Source organism: Streptomyces sp. NPDC030991, from assembly GCF_055571235.1.
On the sequence record NZ_JBVIFR010000011.1, the window covers coordinates 112,925 to 134,394 of the forward strand.

Sequence of the window (21,470 nt, forward strand, 5' to 3'; positions counted from 1 at the left end):
AACGACGTCCGGCCCGCTCACCGGATCTGGAGGTGGTCGAGGTACGAGGTCACGTTGCGCCGCGTCTCGGGCACGCTGTCACCGCCGAACTTCTCCGCCACCGCGTCCGCGAGGACCAGGGCGACCATGGCCTCGGCGACGATCCCGGCGGCCGGGACCGCGGAGACGTCGGAGCGCTGGTGGTGGGCCTGCGTGGCCTCGCCGGTGGCGACGTCCACGGTCTTCAGGGCGCGGGGCACGGTCGCGATCGGCTTCATCGCGGCACGGACCCGCAGCAGCTCACCGGTGGTCAGACCGCCCTCGGTGCCGCCCGCCCGGCCGGAGACCCGGCGGATGCCCTCCGGAGTCCGCACGATCTCGTCGTGCGCCTGCGAGCCGGGCACGCGCGCCAGGTCGAAGCCGTCCCCGATCTCGACGCCCTTGATGGCCTGGATACCCATGAGGGCACCGGCCAGGCGGGCGTCCAGCTTGCGGTCCCAGTGCACGTGCGAGCCGAGGCCCACGGGCACGCCGTAGGCCAGCACCTCGACGACGCCGCCGAGGGTGTCACCGTCCTTGTGGGCCTGGTCGACCTCCGCGACCATCGCCTTCGACGCGTCGGCGTCGAGGCAGCGCAGCGGGTCGGCGTCCAGCTTCGCCACGTCGGCCGGCGTCGGGTACACACCCTGCGGGGCCTTCACCGAGCACAGCTCGACGACGTGGCTGACGATCTCGATCCCGGCGGTCTCCTTCAGGTACGACCGGGCGATCGCGCCGAGCGCGACGCGGGCGGCGGTCTCCCGCGCCGAGGCCCGCTCCAGGATCGGCCGCGCCTCGTCGAAGCCGTACTTCTGCATGCCGGCGAGGTCCGCGTGGCCGGGCCGGGGGCGGGTCAGCGGCGCGTTGCGCGCAAGGCCCGCGAGGATCTCGGGGTCGACCGGGTCGGCGGCCATGACCTGCTCCCACTTCGGCCACTCGGTGTTGCCCACCATCACCGCGACCGGCGAGCCGAGGCTCAGCCCGTGCCGGACGCCGCCCAGGAAGGTGATCTCGTCGCGCTCGAACTTCATCCGCGCGCCGCGCCCATATCCAAGACGCCGCCTGGCCAGGTGGTCCGCCACCATCTCCGTGGTGATCGGAACGCCGGCGGGAAGCCCCTCCAGCGTCGCGACAAGTGCGGGTCCGTGCGACTCCCCCGCGGTCAGCCAGCGCAACCTGCTCAACGGTGCTCCCTCATGCTCGCGCTCTGCGTTACGGCTCGACGGGCGGGCATCGGGTGCGCGGCCCGCCCACCGTGTCTCCCCGATCCTCCCATGCCCCGCAGCTGGGCTGTCGCCCTGTCCGCCCTCCGGACGAGGCGTCCAGGGATCAGCCGAGCGCGCGCAGCCCCGCCTCGCGCATGGTGGCGAGCACCGGCCGCGTCTCGCCGGTGAACTGTTCGAACTGGGCGACGGCCTGGTGCACGAGCAGGTCAAGGCCGCTCAGCACCGGGCCTCCCCGCTGCTGCCAGGCCGCGGCGAGCGCCGTCGGCCAGGGCTCGTACACCACGTCGAACAAGGTCCCCACCCGTTCGGGCACCTCGTCCGTCAGGTGGTCCGTGCCGCCCTTGGGTGTCGTGGAGATCACCAGCGGCGCCTCGAAGGCCCGCGCCGCGTCCGCCCAGTCGGCGGTGCGCACCGCGACCCCGAGCCGCTCGCCCCAGCCGCGCATCTCCGCGGCCCGCCGGGCGCTGCGTACGTAGGCGACGACCTCACCGGAGCAGATACGGGAGAGCGCGGCGAGCGCCGAGGAGGCGGTGGCGCCCGCGCCGAGGATCGCGGCCGATTCGACCTTGTCGACGCCGCGCTCGTGGAGCGCGGCCACGAGCCCCGGGATGTCGGTGTTGTCGCCGGTCCGCCGCCCGTCGGGGTGGAACACCACGGTGTTCACCGCCTCCACGGACGCCGCGGTGTCGGTGACCGCGTCGAGCAGAGGGATGACGGCCCGTTTGAGGGGCATGGTCAGCGACAGTCCGGCCCACTGCGGCCCCAGCGCCGCGAGGAAACCGTCCAGGGCTGCCTCGTCGACGTCGAAACGGTCGTACGTCCAGTTGTCCAGACCCAGCGCCGCGTAGGCCGCGTTGTGCAGCTGCGGGGAGAGGGAGTGGGCGATGGGCGAGCCGAGTACGGCCGCCCTGCGCTCTGCTGACATCAGTCGTTGTTCCTCGACGCGTTCCACTGGTCGACCAGCTTCTGGTGGTCCGCGTTGGTCTTGGTGAACTTGCTGGTCTTGCCGTCCATCGAGATGAAGTAGTACCAACCGTCCCGGGTCGGGTCGAGAGCGCCCTTGAGCGCTTCCTCCCCGGGGTTCCCGATCGGTCCGGGCGGCAGGCCCTTGTAGAAGTACGTGTTGTAGCGGTTGTCGTACTTGCGCAGCTCACCGAGGGTGAGGTCGATCTTGCTCTGGTTCTTCACGTAGTTGTACGTGGAGTCGAACTCGAGCATGCCGTTGGTCTGCGCGTTGCCCGGCTTGAGGCGGTTGTAGACGACTTCGGCCATCTTGCGGTAATCGTCGTGGCTGGTGCCCTCGGCCTGCGCGAGGCTGGCCACGGTGAGCAGTTGCCACGGACCGTCGAGGCCGAGGCTGTCGGCCCGCTTCTCCAGGCCGAGCTCGGCGTACTTGTCGTTGGCCCGGGAGATCATGTCCTTCAGGACGTCCTCGGGCTTCATGCCCTGGGCGGCCGCGTAGCGCGAGGGGTAGAGGAAGCCTTCGAGCGGGTCCTTCACGCCGGGGTGGTTCGTCGCCCAGGCGGGCAGGCCGAGGCTCTTGTACTCCTTCTTCGCGACCGCGGCCGTCGTGCCCTTGGCCACCTTGAGCTGCTCGTCGATCTTCGCGTAGACCGTGGCGTTGCGCGTGCCCTCGGGGATCGTCAGGTTGGCCTGGCTCTTGGGGCTGAGCATCAGATCGACGGCGCTCGCCGCCGACATCTTCTTCTGCATCAGGTAGGCGCCGGCCTGGATCGTCTTGCCCTGGGCGTCCGCCGCCTGCGCGGCGACGAACGCGTCGACGCTCTGCACCACACCGGCCTTCTTCAGCTCCTGGCCGATGACCGTGCCCAGCGCGCCCTTGGGGATGACGACGGTGACCGTCTCGCCGTTCCCCTCGCCCTCGTAGTCGGGCGCCGAGCCGAACCGGTCCTGGTAGAACTGGTAGCCGAAGTAACCGACGCCGCCGACCCCGGCCGCGAAGACCACGGTCAGGACCAGGCAGGCACAGCCGCTGCGCCGCTTCTTCGGTTTCTTGCCGCCGCGTCCGCGCCGGCTGCTGCGGCTCTCCCGCTCGTCGTCGTCCTCGTCGCCCTCATCGCTGAAGAACGCGTGCTCACCCTGGTCGGGGCCCGCGTCCCACTCCGGTTCGGGTTCCGGTTCGGGCGCGCGGCGCCGGCCCGGCGGCTCGGGCGGCGGGTAGGCGCCGGGGGTGTTGTAGTAGTCCGGCTGTTCGCCGCCGTACGCGGCGGGCCGGCCCGTGTCGTAGGGGTCCATGGGGTCGGAGCCGTACGGGACCTGGCCGTGCGCGCCGGTGGCGTCCCAGCCGCCCTGCCCCTGCTGACCGCCGTACGCCTGCTGACCGTATCCGGGGTCCTGCCCGTAGTTCGGGTCCTGCTGTCCGTAGTTCGGGTCCTGGTGCCCATAGTTCGGGTCCTGCCCGTACGCCGGGCCCTGGCCGTACCCGGATTGGTGTCCCGTCCCCCAGTCACCTTCGTACGCCTGCTGCTGCGGCTGCTGCGGGTCGTACTGCCCCTGGCCGCCGTAGGCAGGCTGGCCGGCTCCGGCCTGCTGCCCCCACCCCTGGTCCCCGTACAACGGGTCCTCGGGGTGCCACGGTTCGGAGCCTTGGCCCCGGCCATACTCAGTCATCGATCCCCTACAAGCCGCGAGGCGGGGAGGAGCCCATGTCCGGATCGGTCAGGAGGGCAACCGTTCCGCCTCTTGATGCTGTGCGGCGGCTGTTCGAACACCGCCGGTCGCGCGGAACGTTACCGTATCGCGATCAGACAACCACTTCGACGCCCTCGCCCGGCGCAGTTCCTGACGCCCGTTCGGACTCCAGGGCCTGCTGGAGGATGATGACGGCGGCCGCCTGGTCGATGACAGAGCGGCCCTTTTTGGACTTGACGCCCGAGGCGCGCAGGCCCTGACTGGCCGTCACTGTGGTCATCCTCTCGTCCAGCAGTCGCACCGGGACGGGGGCGATGCCGCGCGCCAGCTCCGCCGTGAAACCGCGGACCTTGACGGCCGCCGGGCCCTCGCCCCCCTTGAGGGAGCGAGGGAGGCCGACGACGACCTCGATCGGCTCGTACTCCTCGACGAGCTGGCGCAGCCGCCGGTGGGCGGCCGGGACATCGCGTCCCGGCACCGTCTCGACAGGAGTCGCGAGGATCCCGTCGGGGTCGCAGGACGCGACCCCGATCCGGGCGTCCCCGACGTCGATCGCAAGCCGGCGGCCTCTGCGCATCAGTTGGCCGTCTCCCCGACGAGGCGCTCGACGGCGTCGATGGCGTCGCCGATGGCGGCCGGGTTCTGGCCGCCGCCCTGGGCGACGTCCGGCTTGCCGCCGCCACCGCCGCCGAGCGTCTTGGCGGCGGTGCGCACCAGGTCACCGGCCTTGAGGCCGCGGTCGCGCGCCGCGTCGTTCGTGGCGATGACCGTGAGCGGCTTGCCGCCCGCCGTGGTGAAGAGGGCGACGACCGCGGGGCGGCCGCCCTGGATGCGGCCACGGACGTCGAGGACCAGCTTGCGCAGGTCGTCGGCGGACGTGCCGTCCGGCACCTGGCCGGTGACGAGGGCGACGCCGCGGACGTCCTTGGCGGAGTCGACGAGCCCGCCGGCGGCCTGGAGGACCTTCTCCGCGCGGAACTTCTCGATCTCCTTCTCGGCGTCCTTGAGCTTGCCGAGCATCGAGGAGATCTTCTCGGGCAGCTCGTCGGCGCGGCCCTTGACCAGCTCCTGGAGCTGGGCGACGACCGTGTGCTCCTTGGCGAGGAAGTTGTACGCGTCGACGCCGACCAGGGCCTCGATCCGGCGCACACCGGAGCCGATCGACGATTCGCCGAGCAGCTTCACCAGGCCGAGCTGAGCCGTGTTGTGCACGTGGGTGCCGCCGCACAGCTCCTTGGAGAAGTCGCCGATGGTGACGACGCGCACGCGCTCGCCGTACTTCTCGCCGAACTCGGCGATGGCGCCCTGCTTCTTGGCGTCGTCGATCGACATGACCTCGGCCTGCACGTCGAGCTCGCGGGCCAGCACCTCGTTGATCTTCTGCTCGACGTCCGTCATCACGGCCGTGGGCACGGCGGACGGCGAACCGAAGTCGAAGCGGAAGCGGCCCGGCTGGTTCTCCGAACCGGCCTGGGCGGCCGTCGGGCCGAGCGCGTCGCGCAGCGCCTGGTGGGTGAGGTGCGTCGCGGAGTGGGCGCGGGCGATGGCGCGGCGGCGGTTCACGTCGATGACGGCCTGGGCCGGGGCGCCGACGGTCACCTCGCCGACCTGGACGACGCCCTTGTGGACGTAGACGCCGGGGACCGGCTTCTGGCAGTCGCGGATCTCGATGACCGCGCCGCTGTCCAGCTTGATGCGGCCGGTGTCGCCGATCTGGCCGCCGCCCTCGGCGTAGAAGGGGGTGCGGTCGAGGACGACCTCGACCTCGTCGCCCTCGGTGGCGGCGGGCGACGAGACGCCGTTCACCAGCAGGCCGACGACGGTGGACTCGCCGACGGTCGAGGAGTAGCCGATGAAGTCCGTGGCGCCGGCGGCGTCCGCGATCTCACGGTAGGCGCCCATGTCGGCGTGGCCGGTCTTCTTGGCCTGGGCGTCCGCCTTGGCGCGCTCCCGCTGCTCCTTCATCAGGCGCCGGAAGCCGTCCTCGTCCACCGAGAGGCCCTGCTCGGCGGCCATCTCCAGGGTGAGGTCGATCGGGAAGCCCCAGGTGTCGTGGAGCAGGAACGCCTGGTCACCGGCGAGGACCGTCTTCCCCGCGGCCTTGGTCTCGGAGACCGCGCTGTCGAGGATGTTCGTGCCGCCCTTGAGGGCCTTGAGGAACGCGGCCTCCTCGGCGAGGGCGACGGTCTCGATGCGCTTGCGGTCGGTGACCAGCTCCGGGTACTGCAGCCCCATCGTGTCGATGACGACGCCGATCAGGTCGTTCACGACCGGGCCGGTGGCGCCGAGGATGCGCATGTTGCGGATGGCGCGGCGCATGATGCGGCGCAGCACGTAACCGCGGCCCTCGTTGCCGGGGGTCACGCCGTCGCCGATGAGCATGGCGGAGGTGCGGATGTGGTCGGCGACGACGCGCAGCGAGACGTCCGTCTCGTGCTTGCCGCCGTAGCGGACGCCTGTCAGCTCGGTGGCCTTGTCCATGACGACGCGCAGGGTGTCCGTCTCGTACATGTTCTGTACGCCCTGGAGGATCATGGCGAGACGCTCGAGGCCCAGACCCGTGTCGATGTTCTGCGACGGCAGGTCACCGAGGATCTCGAAGTCCTCCTTGCCGATGCCCTGGCCGCGCTCGTACTGCATGAAGACCAGGTTCCAGATCTCCACGTACCGCTCGTCGTTGACGATCGGGCCGCCCTCTTCACCGAACTCGGGGCCGCGGTCGTAGTTGATCTCGGAGCAGGGGCCGCAGGGTCCGGGGACGCCCATGGACCAGAAGTTGTCCTTCTTGCCCAGGCGCTGGATGCGCTCCTTGGGCACGCCGACGACCTCGTGCCAGATCCGCTCGGCCTCGTCGTCGTCGAGGTAGACGGTGATCCAGAGCTTCTCCGGCTCCAGACCGTAACCACCCTTGTCCTGGGGCGTGGTGAGCAGCTCCCAGGCGTAGGTGATGGCGCCTTCCTTGAAGTAGTCACCGAACGAGAAGTTGCCGCACATCTGGAAGAACGTGCCGTGGCGGGTCGTCTTGCCGACCTCTTCGATGTCCGGCGTCCGCACGCACTTCTGCACGCTGGTGGCGCGCGGGGCGGGCGGCTTGACCTCGCCCAGGAAGTACGGCTTGAAGGGGACCATGCCCGCCGGCACGAGCAGCAGAGTCGGGTCGTCCGCGATGAGCGACGCCGAGGGCACGACCTTGTGGCCACGCTCCTCGAAGAAGCTCAGCCAGCGGCGACGGATTTCAGCCGACTCCATCAGTGGTCCTCATTCCGATTGTTCTCGATGTACTTGGGGGATGTCGTGGTGTGGTTCTCGACGATCGCGAAGCGGCGCGCGGGCGGTTCGGGATCGGCCGGGCCGCTGAGGCCCAGGGCGTCGCCGAGCTGGGCCTCGCGGTCGGCCATGTTGTCGCGGACGTCGAGAGCGAAGTCCTTGAGCCTGTGACCCGCCTCGACCGCCTTGTTGGCGGCCTGCGCGGCGAGGCTCTCGGGCGTCAGCTGCCTGATCTTGCGGTTGACCTTGGTGGTGGCCCACACGCCGGCGGCGGCGCCCGCGGTGAACCAGAAGGTACGGCGGAACATCGCTGGGTCAGTCCTTCTTATTCCGGTTGGCCCGCTCGGCCCGGCGCGCCTTCGCGACCGGGCGTCCCACGATCACGGTGCGACGGGTCTGCTTGACGGGCGCGTCCTTGGTGCGGCCGCCGATGGCCCGGCGCACCCCGTAACCGAACGCGGCCACCTTGACCAGCGGGCCCCCGAAGGTGGAGGCCACGGTGGAGGAGAGCGCCGACGCGTTCGACGTGACTTCCTGGACGTCCGAGGCGATGGCGTCGACCCGGTCGATCTGGGTCTGGGCGGAGCGCACCGCGGTGGAGGCGTCGGCGAGCAGCGGGACGGCCTGCTCGGTCACGTCCGCGACCAGCTTCGTGGTCGCCCTGAGCGTCTGGGCCAGCCTCGCGAGCGCCACCGCGAGGAAGGAGACCAGGATCGCCCAGAAGACAGCCACCAGGATCCCGGCCACCTCTCCACCGGACACTTGGCACCGCTCCCTAGCTCGTCACCGTCTGTTGCCGCTCCGCCGATGTCGCCGATCCGGCCGGCCGGACACCGCTGAGCATCGAAAAGTCGTCCCCCGAGCCTATCGCGACCCGCCGCGCTCTCCGTACCGTATTCCGGTTCCGCGCGGGGCCGGTCCGGCCGGAGCGATTGTACGGAGTGAGTACGGATGGGTACGCTCCGTGCTTCATGCGACGCATTCCGCGCCCCGCCGGCCCTTCGGCCGGGCCCCCGCGCCCCGGCAACCTGCCCCATGAGATGAACCGTTTCGTCGGTCGTGGGGCCGAACTCGGCGCGCTGCACAGGACGCTGAGGACCGCGCGTCTGGTGACGGTCACCGGCGCCGGTGGTGTCGGCAAGTCCCGGTTCGCGGCGCACGTCGCCGCCCGCACGCCGGAGCGGGTGCGCCGGGACGGTGTGTGGCGGGTGGAGCTGGCCGCGGTGCGCCGGCCGGAGCTCGTCGAGTACACGGTCCTGGAGGCGCTCGGCCTGACCGACCACACCACCCGGCCGCCGCGCCAGGTTCTGGTCGACCACCTCGCCGAGCGGCGGCTCCTGCTCGTCGTCGACGGGTTCGAACATCTGGTGGACGCGTGCGCCTCCCTCGTACGGGACCTGTTGCGGGCCGCGCCGGGGCTGCGGGTCCTCGCGGTCGGCCGCAGGCCACTGGCGCTGGAGGGCGAGCACCTGTTCCCGCTGGCGCCGCTGACGGCGCAGGACGCGGTGGAGCTCTTCACCGACCCGGCGGCGCTGCTGCCCGGCTTCGCCCTGGACGACGGCCACCTGTCGGACGTGCGCGAGGTGTGCCGGCGCCTGGACTGTCTGCCGCTGGCGGTGGAGCTGGCGGCGGGGCGGCTGCGGGCCCTGTCGCCGACCCAGCTGATGGAGCGCCTGGACGATCGGTTCCGGCTGCTGACGGGCGGCGGCCGGGACGCGCTGCCGCGCCACCAGACGCTGCGTACGGCGATCGGCTGGAGCCACGAGCTGTGCACCGCGCAGGAGCGGCTGCTGTGGGCGCGGCTCTCCGTCTTCTCCGGCCAGTTCGACCTGGAGGCGGCCGAGTACATCTGCGGCGGCGAGGGACTGCCCGGGGACGCGGTCCTGGACGTGCTGCACGAGTTGCTCGCGCAGTCCGTGGTGATCCGCGAGGAGTCGGCGGCCGGGGTGCGCTACCGGATGCTGGACACGGTGCGGGCGTACGGCGCCGAGTGGCTGGAGCAGATCGGCGACGGCTGCCGGATGCGGCGTCGGCACCGGGACTGGTACATGGGCCTGGCGACCTGGTGCGAGCTGGACTGGTTCTCGCCGCGGCAGGGCGAGGTGGCGGCGCGGATCGACGCGGAGCTGCCGAACCTGCGGACGGCTCTCGAGTTCTGCCTCACCGAGCCGGGCGAGACGCATCTGGGCCAGTATCTGGCGGGAACCCTGTGGTTCTACTGGGCCGGCTGCGGGCGGCTCACGGAGGGGCGGCACTGGCTGGAGCGCAGCGTCGAACCGGACGACCCCGCCGACGGGGACGGCGCCCTGGTGTACGGCTCCTCCCGCCTCAAGGCGCTGTGGGTGCTCGGGTACGTGGCGATCCTGCAGGGCGACACCGTGGCCGCCCTGGCGGCGCTCCAGGAGTGCCATGACGAGGCGGAGCGCGGCGGTGACGCGACGGCGCTCGCGTACGCGGTGCACCGCACCGGCTGCCTGGCCCTCGTGACGGACGACATGCCGCGCGCCGAGCGGCTGCTGCGGTCGGCGCTGGCCGGTTACCGCGAGATCGGCGAGCTCAACAGCAACGTGCTGATGGGACAGGTCGAGCTGGCGATGGCGGTGGCGTTCCAGGGAGATCTGGAGCAGGCCGTGGCGCTGTGCGAGGACGTGCGGCAGGTCTGTGCGGACCACGGGGAGCGCTGGACCATGGCGTACGCGCTCTATGTCCTGGCGTACGCGGCCTGGCACGGCGGCGATCTGGCCCGGGCCCGTGCGCTCCTGGAGGAGTGCCTGGCCATCGACCACGAGTTCCACGATCTGCTCGGCACGGTGCTGTCGATGGAGCTGCTCGCCCTGATCACGCTGACCGAGGGGGACGCCGCGGAGGCCGCGGTGCTGCAGGGCGCGGCGGGCGGGATCTGGCCGTCGGTCGGGCTGCCGCTGTTCGGCTCGGGCCATTACAACGAGCCGCACCAGCTCTGCGAGACGCGGGCCCGCGCGGACCTCGGCGATGTCCGCTTCGACGAACTGGCGCGGGCGGGCGAGCGGCTGGGGCACGACGAGGCGGTGGCCCGGGCGCTCGGCCGGGGCGAGCACCGGCGAGTGGCGGCGATGGCGCGTCCCGGCCGGGCGAGCGCCCCCGGAACGCGTGAACCCGCCGCCTCCCCCACCGCGAACGGCGGGGAGACGACGGGCTGAAACGCAGGGTGAGCTACGTCCGCTGGTGGTCAGCGGGCGTAGTACTCGACGACGAGCTGCTCGTCGCAGATCACGGGGATCTCCTTGCGGTTCGGGTCACGGTCCAGACGGAAGGCCAGGGCCTTCAGGTTGACCTGGAGGTAACGCGGGGTCTCGCCGTCGGGGGCGAAGCCACCCTCACGCGCGACCTGGAACAGCGGCTTCTCGCGGCTGCGCTCGCGGACCATCACGACGTCGTCGGGACGGACGCGGAACGACGGCTTGTCGACCTTGCCACCGTTGACCTCGATGTGGCCGTGGACGACCATCTGACGGGCCTGGTAGATCGTGCGGGCGATGCCCGAACGCAGCAGCAGGGCGTCGAGACGACGCTCCAGCTCGATGACCAGGGCCTCGCCGGTCTTGCCTTCGGCCTTCTTGGCGCGGTCGTAGGCGCGGGCCATCTGCTTCTCGCTGATGTCGTACTGCGCGCGCAGACGCTGCTTCTCCAGCAGACGGACCTTGTAGTCCGAGTTCTGCTTGCGGCCACGGCCGTGCTCGCCCGGCGGGTAGGGGCGGGCCTCGAAGTACTTGACGGCCTTCGGGGTCAGCGCGATACCGAGGGCACGCGACTTCTTGACCTTGGGGCGGGACTGGTTCGTCATGAACCAAACACCTCATGTTTTTCGATGCGAATACGGCTTCACCAGGGTTTGGGGAGGTCGCATCCGCAGCTCGGGAAACCCTGCGCGTCACAAGGACGGGCAAGGCAGCCGCTCCCGGGGCTGGGCACATACGTGCAGCACGCGAGTGGCCCACCGACCGGTCCCCGCAGTACGGGAGGGTGGTGGGCTGCCCGCGACACCTTCGACGGTGCGCGACGCTCCTGGATCCCCTTGCCTGACGGTGTGGGGGATCCGGCTGGATGTCCCGCTCTGGTGGTGCCGGTCTCCCTTTCGGGACACCGGGCGCGGGACGCAGCACTTCGCAGAAGTCTACCGGATGGACCGGGGGCGGATCGCCGGGCACCGGATCACGCGGATCATCCGCCCGATTCGCCGCGCAGCCGCTCCCTGACCCGCTCCACCACATCCGCGTACCGCGCCTCCGCACCGTACCGCGTCGGCTCGTAGTAGCGGCGCCCGGCGATGGCGTCCGGCGCGTACTGCTGCGCCGCGATGCCGCCGGGCACGTCGTGCGGGTACACATAGCCCTGCGCGTGGCCGAGCTTGGCGGCGCCCTTGTAGTGGCCGTCCCGCAGGTGCGGCGGGACCGGTCCTGCGAGCCCCTTGCGTACGTCCTCCATGGCGGCGCCGATGGCCGTCGTCGCCGCGTTCGACTTCGGGGCGAGGGCGAGGGCGATCGTGGTGTGGCTCAGGGTGAGGGCGGCCTCGGGGAAGCCGATCATCGCGACGGCCTGGGCCGCGGCGACCGCGAGGGGCAGCGCCGTCGGATCGGCGAGCCCGATGTCCTCGCTGGCCGAGATCATGAGACGGCGGGCGATGAAACGCGGGTCCTCACCGGCCTCGATCATGCGGGCCAGATAGTGCAGGGCCGCGTCCACGTCGGAGCCGCGGATCGACTTGATCAGGGCGCTCGCCACGTCGTAGTGCTGGTCGCCGTCGCGGTCGTACTTCACCGCCGCGCGGTCGACCGTCTCCTCGACGCTTTCGAGGGTGACGGACTCCTCGCCCTTGTCGAGGGCCGCGCCCGCCGCCGCTTCCAGGGCGGTCAGCGCGCGGCGCGCGTCGCCGCCCGCGACCCGCAGCAGGTGCTCCTCGGCGTCCGCGTCGAGCGTCAGGGCGGAGGCCAGGCCCCGCTCCTCGGTGAGCGCGCGGGCCAGCAGGCTCCGCAGGTCGTCGTCGGTGAGCGGTTCGAGGGTCAGCAGGAGGGAGCGGGAGAGCAGCGGGGAGATCACCGAGAAGTAGGGGTTCTCCGTGGTCGCCGCGATCAGCGTCACCCAGCGGTTCTCCACGGCGGGCAGCAGCGAGTCCTGCTGGGCCTTGCTGAAGCGGTGGATCTCGTCGAGGAAGAGGACGGTCTCCTTGCCGTGGCCGCCCATCGCGCGCCGGGCGCCCTCGATGACGGCGCGGACCTCCTTGACGCCCGAGGTGATCGCGGACAGCTCCACGAACCGCTTGTTCGTGGCCTTCGAGACGACGTACGCCAACGTCGTCTTGCCGGTGCCGGGCGGGCCCCACAGGATCACCGACGACACCCCGGCCGGGCCGCTGCCGCCCTCGCCGACCAGGCGGCGCAGCGGTGAGCCCTGCTTGAGCAGGTGCTGCTGCCCGACGACTTCGTCGAGGGTGCGCGGGCGCATCCGTACGGCCAGGGGGCTCGCGGACGGGTCCTTCTCCTGGCGGTCTTCGGCTGCGGCGGTGAACAGGTCGGGCTCCACGAGGAAAACCCTATGTCACGGCAGTGACAACGCCTTGGGCGGCGGTCAGGCCCAGAGCTTGTCGCCCCAGCGCGTGAGGATCAGCACGGCGATGATGCCGATGTGCACGACGGGCAGCGCCCAGGTGAAGTCCGCGAAGAACGTCTTGAGCCAGCGCGGCGCGGGCAGGAAGTCGTTGCGAATGTTGAACGACGTGACGTACCAGAACATCAGGATGGTGGCGACCCACGCCAGCGAGCACCACAGGCACAGCGCGTTGATCCGGTACAGGGACTGGAACTGGAGCCAGGTCACGAAGCCGACGCCGAAGAGGCAGCCCGCGTTGAAGACGAGCCAGTACCAGCGCGGGAAGCTCGCCCTCGCGAGCAGGCTCATGCCGACGCAGATCACGATGGCGTACGCCGCGAGTCCGAGCATCGGGTTCGGGAAGCCGAAAACCGACGCCTGGTCGCTCTTCATGATGCTGCCGCAGGAGATGACCGGGTTGATGGAGCAGCCCGGCGTGAAGTTCGGGTCCTCGAGGAGCTTGAACTTGTCGAGCGTGATGACCCATGCGGCGAGCACGCCCGCCGCCCCGGTGATCACCAGGAGCAGGGCGAACGCGCGACTGGCACCGACGGAACGCGGGGCGTCCCCGGCGCCGCTGTCGTGAGAGACGCTGTCGCTTGCTGACGGAGACTGGCTCGTCCTGCTCGTCTTGCTCATCACGCCGATCCGTAGGTGAGGGGTGGGGCCTGCGGGCAGGGTCATTGTGCCGTACGGGCCCCGCTCTTCACCGTTCGATCCGCATAAGCGGGGCCCGGGGCGCGCCCGGACCCCGCTGCCGGGAGGATCAGCCGAGCTTGTCCTTCAGGACGGTCACGATCTCCTCCACCGCGACCGCGCTCTGCTCGCCGGACTCCATGTCCTTGAGCTGCACGACGCCCTCGGCGAGATCCCGCTCACCGGCGACGATCGTGTAGCGGGCACCGGACCGGTTGGCGTTCTTCATGGCGCCCTTGAGCCCCTTGCCGCCGAACGAGAAGTCCGCCGAGACGCCGGCCTTGCGCAACTCGGTCACCTTGGCGAAGAGCACGCGGCGCGCCTCGTCGCCGAGCGGCACCGCGAAGACGCTGGTGGTGGCGGGCAGTTCGAGCGCGATGCCCTCCGCCTCCAGGGCGAGGACCGTGCGGTCGACGCCGAGGGCCCAGCCGACGGACGGCAGCGACGGGCCGCCGATCATCTCGGACAGGCCGTCGTAGCGGCCGCCGCCGCCCACCGCGGACTGCGAGCCGAGCCCGTCGTGGACGAACTCGAAGGTCGTACGGGTGTAGTAGTCCAGGCCCCGCACGAGCTTCTCGTCGTCCTCGAAGGCGACGCCCTCGGCGAGGAGCAGCTCACGCACCTGCTCGTGGTACGCCTTGCAGGCGTCGCACAGGTAGTCACGCAGCGAGGGGGCGCCCACGAGCTGCTTCTGCACGTCGGCCCGCTTGTCGTCGAGGACGCGCAGCGGGTTGATCTCGGCGCGGCGCAGCGTCTCCTCGTCGAGGTCGAGGCCGCGCAGGAAGTCCTGGAGGGCGGCCCGGTAGACGGGACGGCACTCCTTGTCGCCCAGCGAGTTGAGCAGGATGCGGAAGTCGCGCAGGCCGAGCGAGCGGTACGCCTGGTCGGCCAGGATGATCAACTCGGCGTCCAGCGCCGGGTCCTCGGCCCCGATCGCCTCGGCGCCGACCTGCGAGAAGTGGCGGTAGCGGCCCTTCTGGGGGCGCTCGTAGCGGTAGTACGAGCCCGAGTACCAGAGCTTGACCGGGAGGTTGCCCGCCTTGTGCAGGTTGGCCTCCAGGGCCGCGCGCAGCACGGACGCGGTGCCTTCGGGGCGCAGGGCGAGCTTGTCGCCGCCCTTGGTCTCGAAGGCGTACATCTCCTTGGTGACGATGTCGGTGGACTCGCCGACGCCGCGCGCGAACAGCTCGACGTTCTCGAAGCCGGGGGTCTCGATGTAGCCGTAGCCGGAGTTGCGCAGCGGCCCGGAGATCGCCTCGCGCACCGCGAGGTACTTGGCGGAGTCCGGCGGGATCAGGTCGTACGTGCCCTTGGGGGCCTGAAAGGTGCTCACGGGAGGTCTTCTCGTCACATTCCTCGTCGGGGAGCCTCGGTCGAGGGTCCCTGGCCGGCGGCGGCCACCTGCCGCAGATACGGGTTGGTGGCGCGCTCCTGGCCGATGGTGGTCTGGGAGCCGTGCCCGGAGAGGACCACGGTCGAGTCGTCGAGCGGCAGGCACACGCGGCCCAGCGATCCGAGCATGTCGTCCATGGAGCCGCCGGGCAGGTCGGTGCGGCCGATGGAGCCGGCGAAGAGCAGGTCGCCCGAGAAGAACACCGGCGGAACGTCCGCGGTCTCGGGCATCCGGAAGGTCACCGACCCCTTGGTATGGCCGGGCGCGTGCGCGACGGTGAAGTCGAGTCCCGCGAGCTTCAGGGCCGCGCCGTCGGACAGCTCCCGTACGTCGTCGGGCTCCCCCACGGTGAGCTCGCCCATCAGCTGCGCGCCGATCGAGCGGCCCAGCGCCTTCTCCGGGTCGCTCATCATGTAGCGGTCGGCGGGGTGGATCAACGCGGGCACGTCGTGCGCACCGCAGACCGGGACGACCGAGGCGACATGGTCGATGTGCCCGTGGGTGAGGACGACGGCGACCGGCTTGAGCCGGTGCTTCTTCAGCGCTTCCTCGACTCCCTGGGTGGCCTGGTGGCCCGGGTCGATGATCACGCACTCCTCACCCGCGGCGGGGGCAACCAGATAACAGTTGGTGCCCCAGGCCCCGGCGGGGAACCCGGCAATCAGCACGATCGTCCTTCGTATGTCGTCGGAATGTCGTCGGTATGCCGTCAGAACAACGGAATGCGGCGGATCAAAGCCTACCGGCGCTGCCGTTTCCACAGCGAACCCATATACGGTACGGGGCACCAACCGACGGTCCGACCCGCGAAGAACACGGTCACGAGACGTACGAGGAGAACACCCGGTGGTCACCAAGGATCAGCGGCAGCGTCAGCTCGCCCGGGAGAAGTTCCTGCGCCAGCAGCAGCGGCGGCAGAGCGCGCGACGCAAGGCGCGTACCCGTAACACCGTGATCGCCGCGGTGCTCGCGGTCGCCGTTCTGGGCACGGGCGGCGCCTACGCCGCCGGGGCCTTCAAGAGCGACGACAAGAAGTCGACGGCCGGCTCCGAGCCGAGTGCGAGCCCGTCGGCGTCGGCGTCGAAGGCCCCAGACCCGTGCGCGAAGCCCGCCGCGGGCAAGGCGAAGACGGCTACCTGGAAGAAGGAGCCGGCGATGACCATCGACAAGTCCGCGGACTACGCGATGAAGCTCGCCACGACCTGCGGCGACATCACCGTCGACCTGAAGGCGTCGGCCGCCCCGCACACGGTCAACTCGTTCAACTACCTGTTGGGCAAGGGCTTCCTGGACCACACCAAGTGCCACCGGCTCACCAGCGAGGGCATCTACGTCCTGCAGTGCGGTGACCCGACCGGCACCGGCCAGGGCGGCCCGGGGTACACGATCCCGGACGAGAACCTGAAGGACGCCTCCCTGAAGAAGGCGGAGAAGCAGCAGGGCACGCAGCTGTACACGTTCCCCGCGGGCACCATCGCGATGGCGAACACCGGCCAGAAGCACACGGGCGGAAGCCAGTTCTTCCTCGTCTACAAGGACAGCAAGCTCCCCGCGACGTACACCCCGTTCGGAACCATCTCCGACTCCGGCATGAAGGTTCTGGACAAGATCGCCAAGGCGGGGGCGCAGCCTGCCGACCAGACCACCGGCAACACCGCGCCGAACGCGACCGTGGTGATCAACAAGGGGACCGTGACCAAGTCCTGACCTGCCAGCTGCCAAACTTCGGTCGCACGGGATGCGGACAGCCGCCCCGCCGGTCGCCTATGTTGGCCGTGACGAAACTGTGGACGATGCCCGGGGGCCCACGAGTCCCCCGCAGGCATCATGTGGAGGAGGCGCTGTGAGCAGCGACCCGTGGGGCCGCGTCGACGAGACGGGGACCGTGTACGTGCGTTCGGCCGACGGCAGTGAGCGAGTCGTCGGCTCGTGGCAGGCAGGCTCTCCTGATGAGGCCCTGGCCTACTTCAAGCGCAAGTACGACGGTCTGGTCGTCGAGATCGGGCTCCTCGAGCGCCGGGTGCAGACGACCGACCTGTCGGCGAAGGACGCCTCGGCCGCCATCGAGCACCTGCGGGAGCAGGTCACGGACGCGCACGCGGTCGGCGACCTCGACGCGCTGGGCAAGCGGCTCGACAAGCTGGTGGAGTCGGTCGAGGCGCGCCGCGAGGAGCGCAAGGTCCAGAAGGCCAAGCAGTCCGACGAGGCGCGGCACTCCAAGGAGGCGCTGGTCGTCGAGGCGGAGGAGCTGGCCCAGTCCGAGCAGTGGCGGGCGGCCGGCGAGCGGCTGCGGGCCCTGGTGGACATCTGGAAGGGGCTGCCGCGGCTCGACCGCAAGTCGGACGACGAGCTGTGGCACCGCTTCTCGCACGCCCGGTCGGCGTTCTCCAAGCGCCGCAAGGCGCACTTCGCGGCGCTCGACGCGCAGCGCGAGGAGGCCCGCAAGGTGAAGGAGCAGCTGGTCGCCGAGGCCGAGGCGCTGTCGGGCTCGCAGGACTGGGGCGTCACGGCGGCCCGGTACCGCGAGCTGATGACGGACTGGAAGGCGGCGGGCCGCGCGCAGCGCGAGCACGAGGACGATCTGTGGAACCGCTTCCGCGGCGCCCAGGACGTGTTCTTCGCGGCCCGCAGTTCGGTCTTCGCGGAGCGCGACGCCGAGCAGGGCGAGAACCTCAAGCTCAAGGAGGAGCTGGCCGCGGAGGCGGAGAAGCTCCTGCCGGTCGGTGACCTGAAGTCGGCCCGCGCGGCGTTCCGCTCGCTCAACGAGCGCTGGGAGGCCATCGGCCACGTGCCGCGTGACGCCCGCCCGAAGGTCGAGGGCCGCATGCAGGCGGTGGAGCGCGCCCTCCAGGAGTCCGAGGAGACCGAGTGGCGCCGGACGAACCCGGAGGCACGTGCGCGTGCCGCGGGCCTCACCGGTCAGCTGCAGGCGGCGGTCGACAAGCTCACGGGCCAGATCGAGCAGGCCCGTGCGCAGAACAACAACGCGAAGGCGGACAAGCTCCAGCGGGAGCTGGACGGCCGTCAGGCGCTGCTGGATTCCGCGCTCAAGGGGCTCGAGGAGTTCGGGGGCTGAGTCCCAGCTGTGCATGAGCGGGCCCGGGCTACCGAAAGCCCGGGCCCGCTTCTGTGCGCCGTCGCGTCTGCCAGGTTCCGCCGTCGCGCGGGTGCGGACCGTCGGGTCTTCTCCGCGCGGTTCCCCGCGCCCCTGGCGGGGCGCGTCGTCCTCTGCGAGCGGACCGTTACGGGCGGCGTGCCGACGTGACGCGGTAGACGTCGTAGACGCCCTCCACCCCGCGGACCGCCTTGAGGACGTGGCCCAGGTGCTTGGGGTCGCCCATCTCGAAGGTGAAGCGGGACGTGGCCACCCGGTCGCGCGAGGTCTGCACGGCCGCGGACAGGATGTTGACGTGCTGGTCGGAGAGGACCCGGGTCACGTCGGAGAGCAGCCGCGAGCGGTCGAGGGCCTCGACCTGGATGGCGACCAGGAAGACCGACGACTGTGTGGGCGCCCACTCGACCTCCAGGATGCGCTCGGGCTCACGGGAGAGGGAGTCCACGTTGACGCAGTCGCTGCGGTGCACCGAGACGCCGCTGCCGCGGGTGACGAAGCCGATGATGGGGTCGCCGGGCACCGGCGTGCAGCAGCGCGCCAGCTTGACCCAGACGTCGTCGACGCCCTTGACCACGACGCCCGGATCGGCGTTCGCGCGGCGCTTGGAGCGGCCGCGGGAGGGCGGTGCGCTCTCGGCGATGTCCTCGTTGGCCGCTTCCTCGCCGCCGAGCGCCTGGACGAGCTTCTGCACGACGGACTGGGCCGTGACATGGCCCTCGCCGATGGCGGCGTAGAGCGACGAGATGTCGGGGTAGCGCATCTCGTGCGCGAGGGTGACGAGGGAGTCGCCCGTGAGGATCCGCTGGATCGGCAGGTTCTGCTTGCGCATGGCCCGCGCGATGGCGTCCTTGCCCTGCTCGATCGCCTCTTCGCGGCGCTCCTTGGAGAACCAGGCCCGGATCTTGTTGCGGGCACGGGGCGACTTGACGAAGCCCAGCCAGTCCCGGGAGGGTCCGGCTCCGGCCGCCTTGGAGGTGAAGACCTCCACCAGGTCGCCGTTGTCCAGGGTCGATTCGAGGGGCACGAGCCGCCCGTTGACCCGCGCTCCTATGGTCCGGTGGCCGACCTCGGTGTGGACCGCGTAGGAGAAGTCGACGGGGGTGGCGCCCGCGGGGAGCGCTATGACGTCGCCCTTCGGGGTGAAGACGAACACCTCGTTGCGCGAGAGGTCGAAGCGCAGGGACTCCAGGAACTCGCCCGGGTCCTCGGTCTCCTTCTGCCAGTCGAGCAGCTGGCGCAGCCACGCCATGTCGTTGAGGTGGTCGTCCTTGCCGGTGGTCCTCGGCTGGTCGGAGCGCACCTTGGACGCGCCGGCGACGGCCTCCTGCTTGTACTTCCAGTGCGCGGCGATGCCGTACTCGGCACGGCGGTGCATGTCGAACGTACGGATCTGGAGCTCGACGGGCTTGCCGTTGGGGCCGATCACCGTCGTGTGCAGCGACTGGTACATGTTGAACTTGGGCATCGCGATGTAGTCCTTGAACCGCCCCGGAACCGGGTTCCAGCGGGCGTGGACGGTGCCCAGTGCCGCATAGCAGTCGCGGACCGTGTCGACGAGGACGCGGATGCCCACCAGGTCGTAGATCTCCGCGAAGTCACGGCCGCGGACGATCATCTTCTGGTAGACGCTGTAGTAGTGCTTCGGGCGTCCTGTGACGGTGGCCTTGATGCGGGCCGCGCGCAGGTCGCTCTGCACCTCGTCGGTCACTATGGCCAGGTACTCGTCGCGCTTGGGCGCGCGCTCGGCCACGAGCCGCACGATCTCGTCGTACATCTTGGGGTAGAGGATCGCGAAGGCGAGGTCCTCCAGCTCCCACTTGATGGTGTTCATGCCCAGGCGGTGGGCGAGCGGCGCGTAGATCTCCAGGGTCTCGCGCGCCTTCTTCTCCTGCTTCTCGCGCTTGAGGTAGCGCATGGTGCGCATGTTGTGCAGGCGGTCGGCGAGCTTGATGACCAGGACGCGGGGGTCCTTGGCCATGGCGACGACCATCTTGCGCACGGTCTCGGCCTGCGCGGCCTCGCCGAACTTGACCTTGTCCAGCTTGGTCACGCCGTCGACGAGGAGGGCGACCTGGTCGCCGAAGTCGCGGCGCAGGGTGTCCAGGCCGTACTCGGTGTCCTCGACGGTGTCGTGCAGCAGGCCCGCCATGAGGGTGGCCGGGTCCATGCCGAGCTCGGCGAGGATCGTCGTCACGGCCAGCGGGTGCGTGATGTACGGATCGCCGCTTTTGCGCTTCTGGCCGCGGTGCCAGCGCTCCGCGACCTGGTAGGCGCGCTCGATCTGGCGCAGCGTCGACGTCTCGATCTTGGGGTCGTTGCCGCGCACGATCCGCAGCAGCGGCTCCAGGACCGGGTTGTACGGGTTCGAGCGCTGCACGCCGAGGCGGGCGAGGCGGGCCCGGACGCGGTTCGAGGAGCCGGAGCGGGCCGCCGGCTGGTGCGCGCCGGCGCGCACCGCGGGCGCCGGGGTGGCGCGCGAGGGCTCGGCGGAGGGCTTGGGACGTGGCTGCTCGGCCGCCTTGCCGTCCTGGGCGCCGGTGGGCTTCGTAGGGCTCTGCCCGCTCTTGGCGGGCGTGCCGGAGGAAGCCGCGGCCTGGTCGGCCGGCTGGTCGGCCTTGGCGGCGATGAGTGGCTTGGCCTCGTCTGGCAACGGCGCTCCTCGTGCGCGACGGGTCCCCGTACAGGTCCCGGAGAGTCCATGGTATCGACCCGGCGCCCGATGAACGCATTCGGCCGGTGGGGCGCCCTTGTACGGGAGAAACACCGGAGGCGGGCACCGGATTCCGCCGGGGCCGCCCGTCAGGCCCCGCTCTCCGCTCCTAGACGACCAGCAGGGCGTCGAGCGGAGCGCCGTCGAGTGCGGGCTCCACGCGCGCGCGGCCGGGCAGGAAACCCAGCTCCATGAGGACCGCGACACCGGCGACCTCGGCGCCGGCCCGGCGGATCAGGTGCAGGGCGGCCTCGGCGGTGCCGCCGGTGGCCAGTACGTCGTCGATGACCATGACACGGTCGCCCGCCGACAGGTCCTCGGCGTGCACCTCGATCTCCGCGGACCCGTATTCGAGGTCGTAGGACTGCGAGAGCGTCGCGCCGGGGAGCTTGCCCGCCTTGCGTACGGGGATGAAGCCGAGGCCCGCGCGGACGGCGACGGGGGCGCCCAGGATGAAGCCGCGCGCCTCCAGGCCGACGACCTTGGTGGCGCCGTGGCGTACGCACAGCTCGGCGAGCGCGTCGGTGAGGGCCGTGAAGGCCGCCGGGTCCGCGAGGAGCGGGGTGATGTCCTTGAACATCACGCCGGGCCGCGGGTAGTCGGGAACGTCCCGGATACGGCTGAGGAGCAGTTCCTTGATGTCGGTCATTTCTGCACCTCAGGGCGTGTGTGCGAGAGTCTCTCAGCAAGTTTTCGGTGGCTTTGCGCGGTCGAAACCCTAGCAGCCGTCCCTGGTGGGAACGCAGCGGGCGCCAGGGCCTCGACGGC

The 21,470-nt window shown here is 70.7% G+C and carries 17 protein-coding genes; 3 read left to right on the forward strand and 14 right to left on the reverse strand.

Annotation, left to right across the window (positions count from 1 at the left end):
• Window positions 1-17: 17 nt before the first annotated feature.
• The 7 genes from aroC to ACZ45E_RS21495 form a co-directional block, all read right to left on the reverse strand.
• A complete protein-coding gene (aroC, locus tag ACZ45E_RS21465) occupies window positions 18-1,202 on the reverse strand; it encodes a chorismate synthase (RefSeq protein WP_468222743.1) in 1,185 nt (394 codons plus the stop codon).
• Window positions 1,203-1,347: 145 nt separating this feature from the next.
• Entirely contained in the window at window positions 1,348-2,169 is an 822-nt protein-coding gene (locus ACZ45E_RS21470) for a shikimate dehydrogenase (RefSeq protein WP_468222744.1), read from the reverse strand.
• The gene (mltG, locus tag ACZ45E_RS21475; protein WP_468222746.1) at window positions 2,169-3,875 is read right to left on the reverse strand and encodes an endolytic transglycosylase MltG; all 1,707 of its coding nucleotides are present in this window, start codon (window positions 3,873-3,875) and stop codon (window positions 2,169-2,171) included. Before mltG ends, ACZ45E_RS21470 begins: the two co-directional genes overlap by 1 nt.
• A gap of 133 nt (window positions 3,876-4,008) precedes the next feature.
• Window positions 4,009-4,473 (reverse strand): Holliday junction resolvase RuvX, encoded by a 465-nt coding sequence (gene ruvX, locus ACZ45E_RS21480; protein ID WP_468222748.1) that lies wholly within the window; start codon window positions 4,471-4,473, stop codon window positions 4,009-4,011.
• Window positions 4,473-7,145 (reverse strand): alanine--tRNA ligase, encoded by a 2,673-nt coding sequence (alaS, locus tag ACZ45E_RS21485; RefSeq protein WP_468222749.1) that lies wholly within the window; start codon window positions 7,143-7,145, stop codon window positions 4,473-4,475. The genes ruvX and alaS overlap by 1 nt, the downstream gene beginning before the upstream one ends.
• A complete protein-coding gene (locus ACZ45E_RS21490; RefSeq protein ID WP_468222751.1) occupies window positions 7,145-7,471 on the reverse strand; it encodes a DUF6167 family protein in 327 nt (108 codons plus the stop codon). Before ACZ45E_RS21490 ends, alaS begins: the two co-directional genes overlap by 1 nt.
• Before the next feature lie 7 nt (window positions 7,472-7,478).
• Window positions 7,479-7,925: a DUF948 domain-containing protein gene (locus tag ACZ45E_RS21495; RefSeq protein ID WP_468222752.1), complete on the reverse strand. Its 447-nt coding sequence runs from the start codon at window positions 7,923-7,925 to the stop codon at window positions 7,479-7,481.
• A gap of 209 nt (window positions 7,926-8,134) precedes the next feature.
• Here ACZ45E_RS21495 and ACZ45E_RS21500 point away from each other — a divergent pair, with 209 nt between their 5' ends.
• Complete coding sequence (locus ACZ45E_RS21500) at window positions 8,135-10,342, forward strand: ATP-binding protein (protein WP_468222753.1); 2,208 nt, start codon at window positions 8,135-8,137, stop codon at window positions 10,340-10,342.
• A gap of 29 nt (window positions 10,343-10,371) precedes the next feature.
• On the opposite strand, the gene rpsD is transcribed toward ACZ45E_RS21500, so the two are convergent.
• The 5 genes from rpsD to ACZ45E_RS21525 form a co-directional block, all read right to left on the reverse strand.
• On the reverse strand, window positions 10,372-10,986 hold the full coding sequence (gene rpsD / locus ACZ45E_RS21505) for a 30S ribosomal protein S4 (RefSeq protein ID WP_356495324.1): 615 nt from the start codon (window positions 10,984-10,986) through the stop codon (window positions 10,372-10,374).
• Between the two features lie 377 nt (window positions 10,987-11,363).
• Complete coding sequence (locus ACZ45E_RS21510; protein WP_468222755.1) at window positions 11,364-12,722, reverse strand: replication-associated recombination protein A; 1,359 nt, start codon at window positions 12,720-12,722, stop codon at window positions 11,364-11,366.
• Between the two features lie 45 nt (window positions 12,723-12,767).
• A complete protein-coding gene (locus ACZ45E_RS21515; RefSeq protein ID WP_468222757.1) occupies window positions 12,768-13,427 on the reverse strand; it encodes a vitamin K epoxide reductase family protein in 660 nt (219 codons plus the stop codon).
• 127 nt (window positions 13,428-13,554) lie between these two features.
• Window positions 13,555-14,817: a histidine--tRNA ligase gene (gene hisS, locus ACZ45E_RS21520; RefSeq protein WP_468222759.1), complete on the reverse strand. Its 1,263-nt coding sequence runs from the start codon at window positions 14,815-14,817 to the stop codon at window positions 13,555-13,557.
• Between the two features lie 14 nt (window positions 14,818-14,831).
• Window positions 14,832-15,545: an MBL fold metallo-hydrolase gene (locus ACZ45E_RS21525; protein ID WP_468222760.1), complete on the reverse strand. Its 714-nt coding sequence runs from the start codon at window positions 15,543-15,545 to the stop codon at window positions 14,832-14,834.
• 178 nt (window positions 15,546-15,723) lie between these two features.
• On the opposite strand from ACZ45E_RS21525, the gene ACZ45E_RS21530 reads away from it, so the two are divergent.
• A complete protein-coding gene (locus tag ACZ45E_RS21530) occupies window positions 15,724-16,584 on the forward strand; it encodes a peptidylprolyl isomerase (RefSeq protein WP_468222762.1) in 861 nt (286 codons plus the stop codon).
• Between the two features lie 136 nt (window positions 16,585-16,720).
• Entirely contained in the window at window positions 16,721-17,953 is a 1,233-nt protein-coding gene (locus tag ACZ45E_RS21535) for a DUF349 domain-containing protein (protein ID WP_468222764.1), read from the forward strand.
• Window positions 17,954-18,119: 166 nt separating this feature from the next.
• Here ACZ45E_RS21535 and ACZ45E_RS21540 read toward each other — a convergent pair whose 3' ends face one another.
• Window positions 18,120-20,642 (reverse strand): RelA/SpoT family protein, encoded by a 2,523-nt coding sequence (locus ACZ45E_RS21540; RefSeq protein ID WP_468222765.1) that lies wholly within the window; start codon window positions 20,640-20,642, stop codon window positions 18,120-18,122.
• Between the two features lie 169 nt (window positions 20,643-20,811).
• Window positions 20,812-21,351 (reverse strand): adenine phosphoribosyltransferase, encoded by a 540-nt coding sequence (locus ACZ45E_RS21545; protein ID WP_468222767.1) that lies wholly within the window; start codon window positions 21,349-21,351, stop codon window positions 20,812-20,814.
• Window positions 21,352-21,470: the final 119 nt, after the last annotated feature.

Coding starts and splice junctions, on each gene's coding strand:
- ACZ45E_RS21545 (WP_468222767.1), bottom strand. CDS start 21,351: ATGACCGACATCAAGGAACTGCTCCTCAGCCGTATCCGGGACGTTCCC.
- ACZ45E_RS21515 (WP_468222757.1), bottom strand. CDS start 13,427: ATGAGCAAGACGAGCAGGACGAGCCAGTCTCCGTCAGCAAGCGACAGC.
- ACZ45E_RS21470 (WP_468222744.1), bottom strand. CDS start 2,169: ATGTCAGCAGAGCGCAGGGCGGCCGTACTCGGCTCGCCCATCGCCCAC.
- ACZ45E_RS21490 (WP_468222751.1), bottom strand. CDS start 7,471: ATGTTCCGCCGTACCTTCTGGTTCACCGCGGGCGCCGCCGCCGGCGTG.
- rpsD (WP_356495324.1), bottom strand. CDS start 10,986: ATGACGAACCAGTCCCGCCCCAAGGTCAAGAAGTCGCGTGCCCTCGGT.
- ACZ45E_RS21500 (WP_468222753.1), top strand. CDS start 8,135: ATGCGACGCATTCCGCGCCCCGCCGGCCCTTCGGCCGGGCCCCCGCGC.
- alaS (WP_468222749.1), bottom strand. CDS start 7,145: ATGGAGTCGGCTGAAATCCGTCGCCGCTGGCTGAGCTTCTTCGAGGAG.
- ruvX (WP_468222748.1), bottom strand. CDS start 4,473: ATGCGCAGAGGCCGCCGGCTTGCGATCGACGTCGGGGACGCCCGGATC.
- mltG (WP_468222746.1), bottom strand. CDS start 3,875: ATGACTGAGTATGGCCGGGGCCAAGGCTCCGAACCGTGGCACCCCGAG.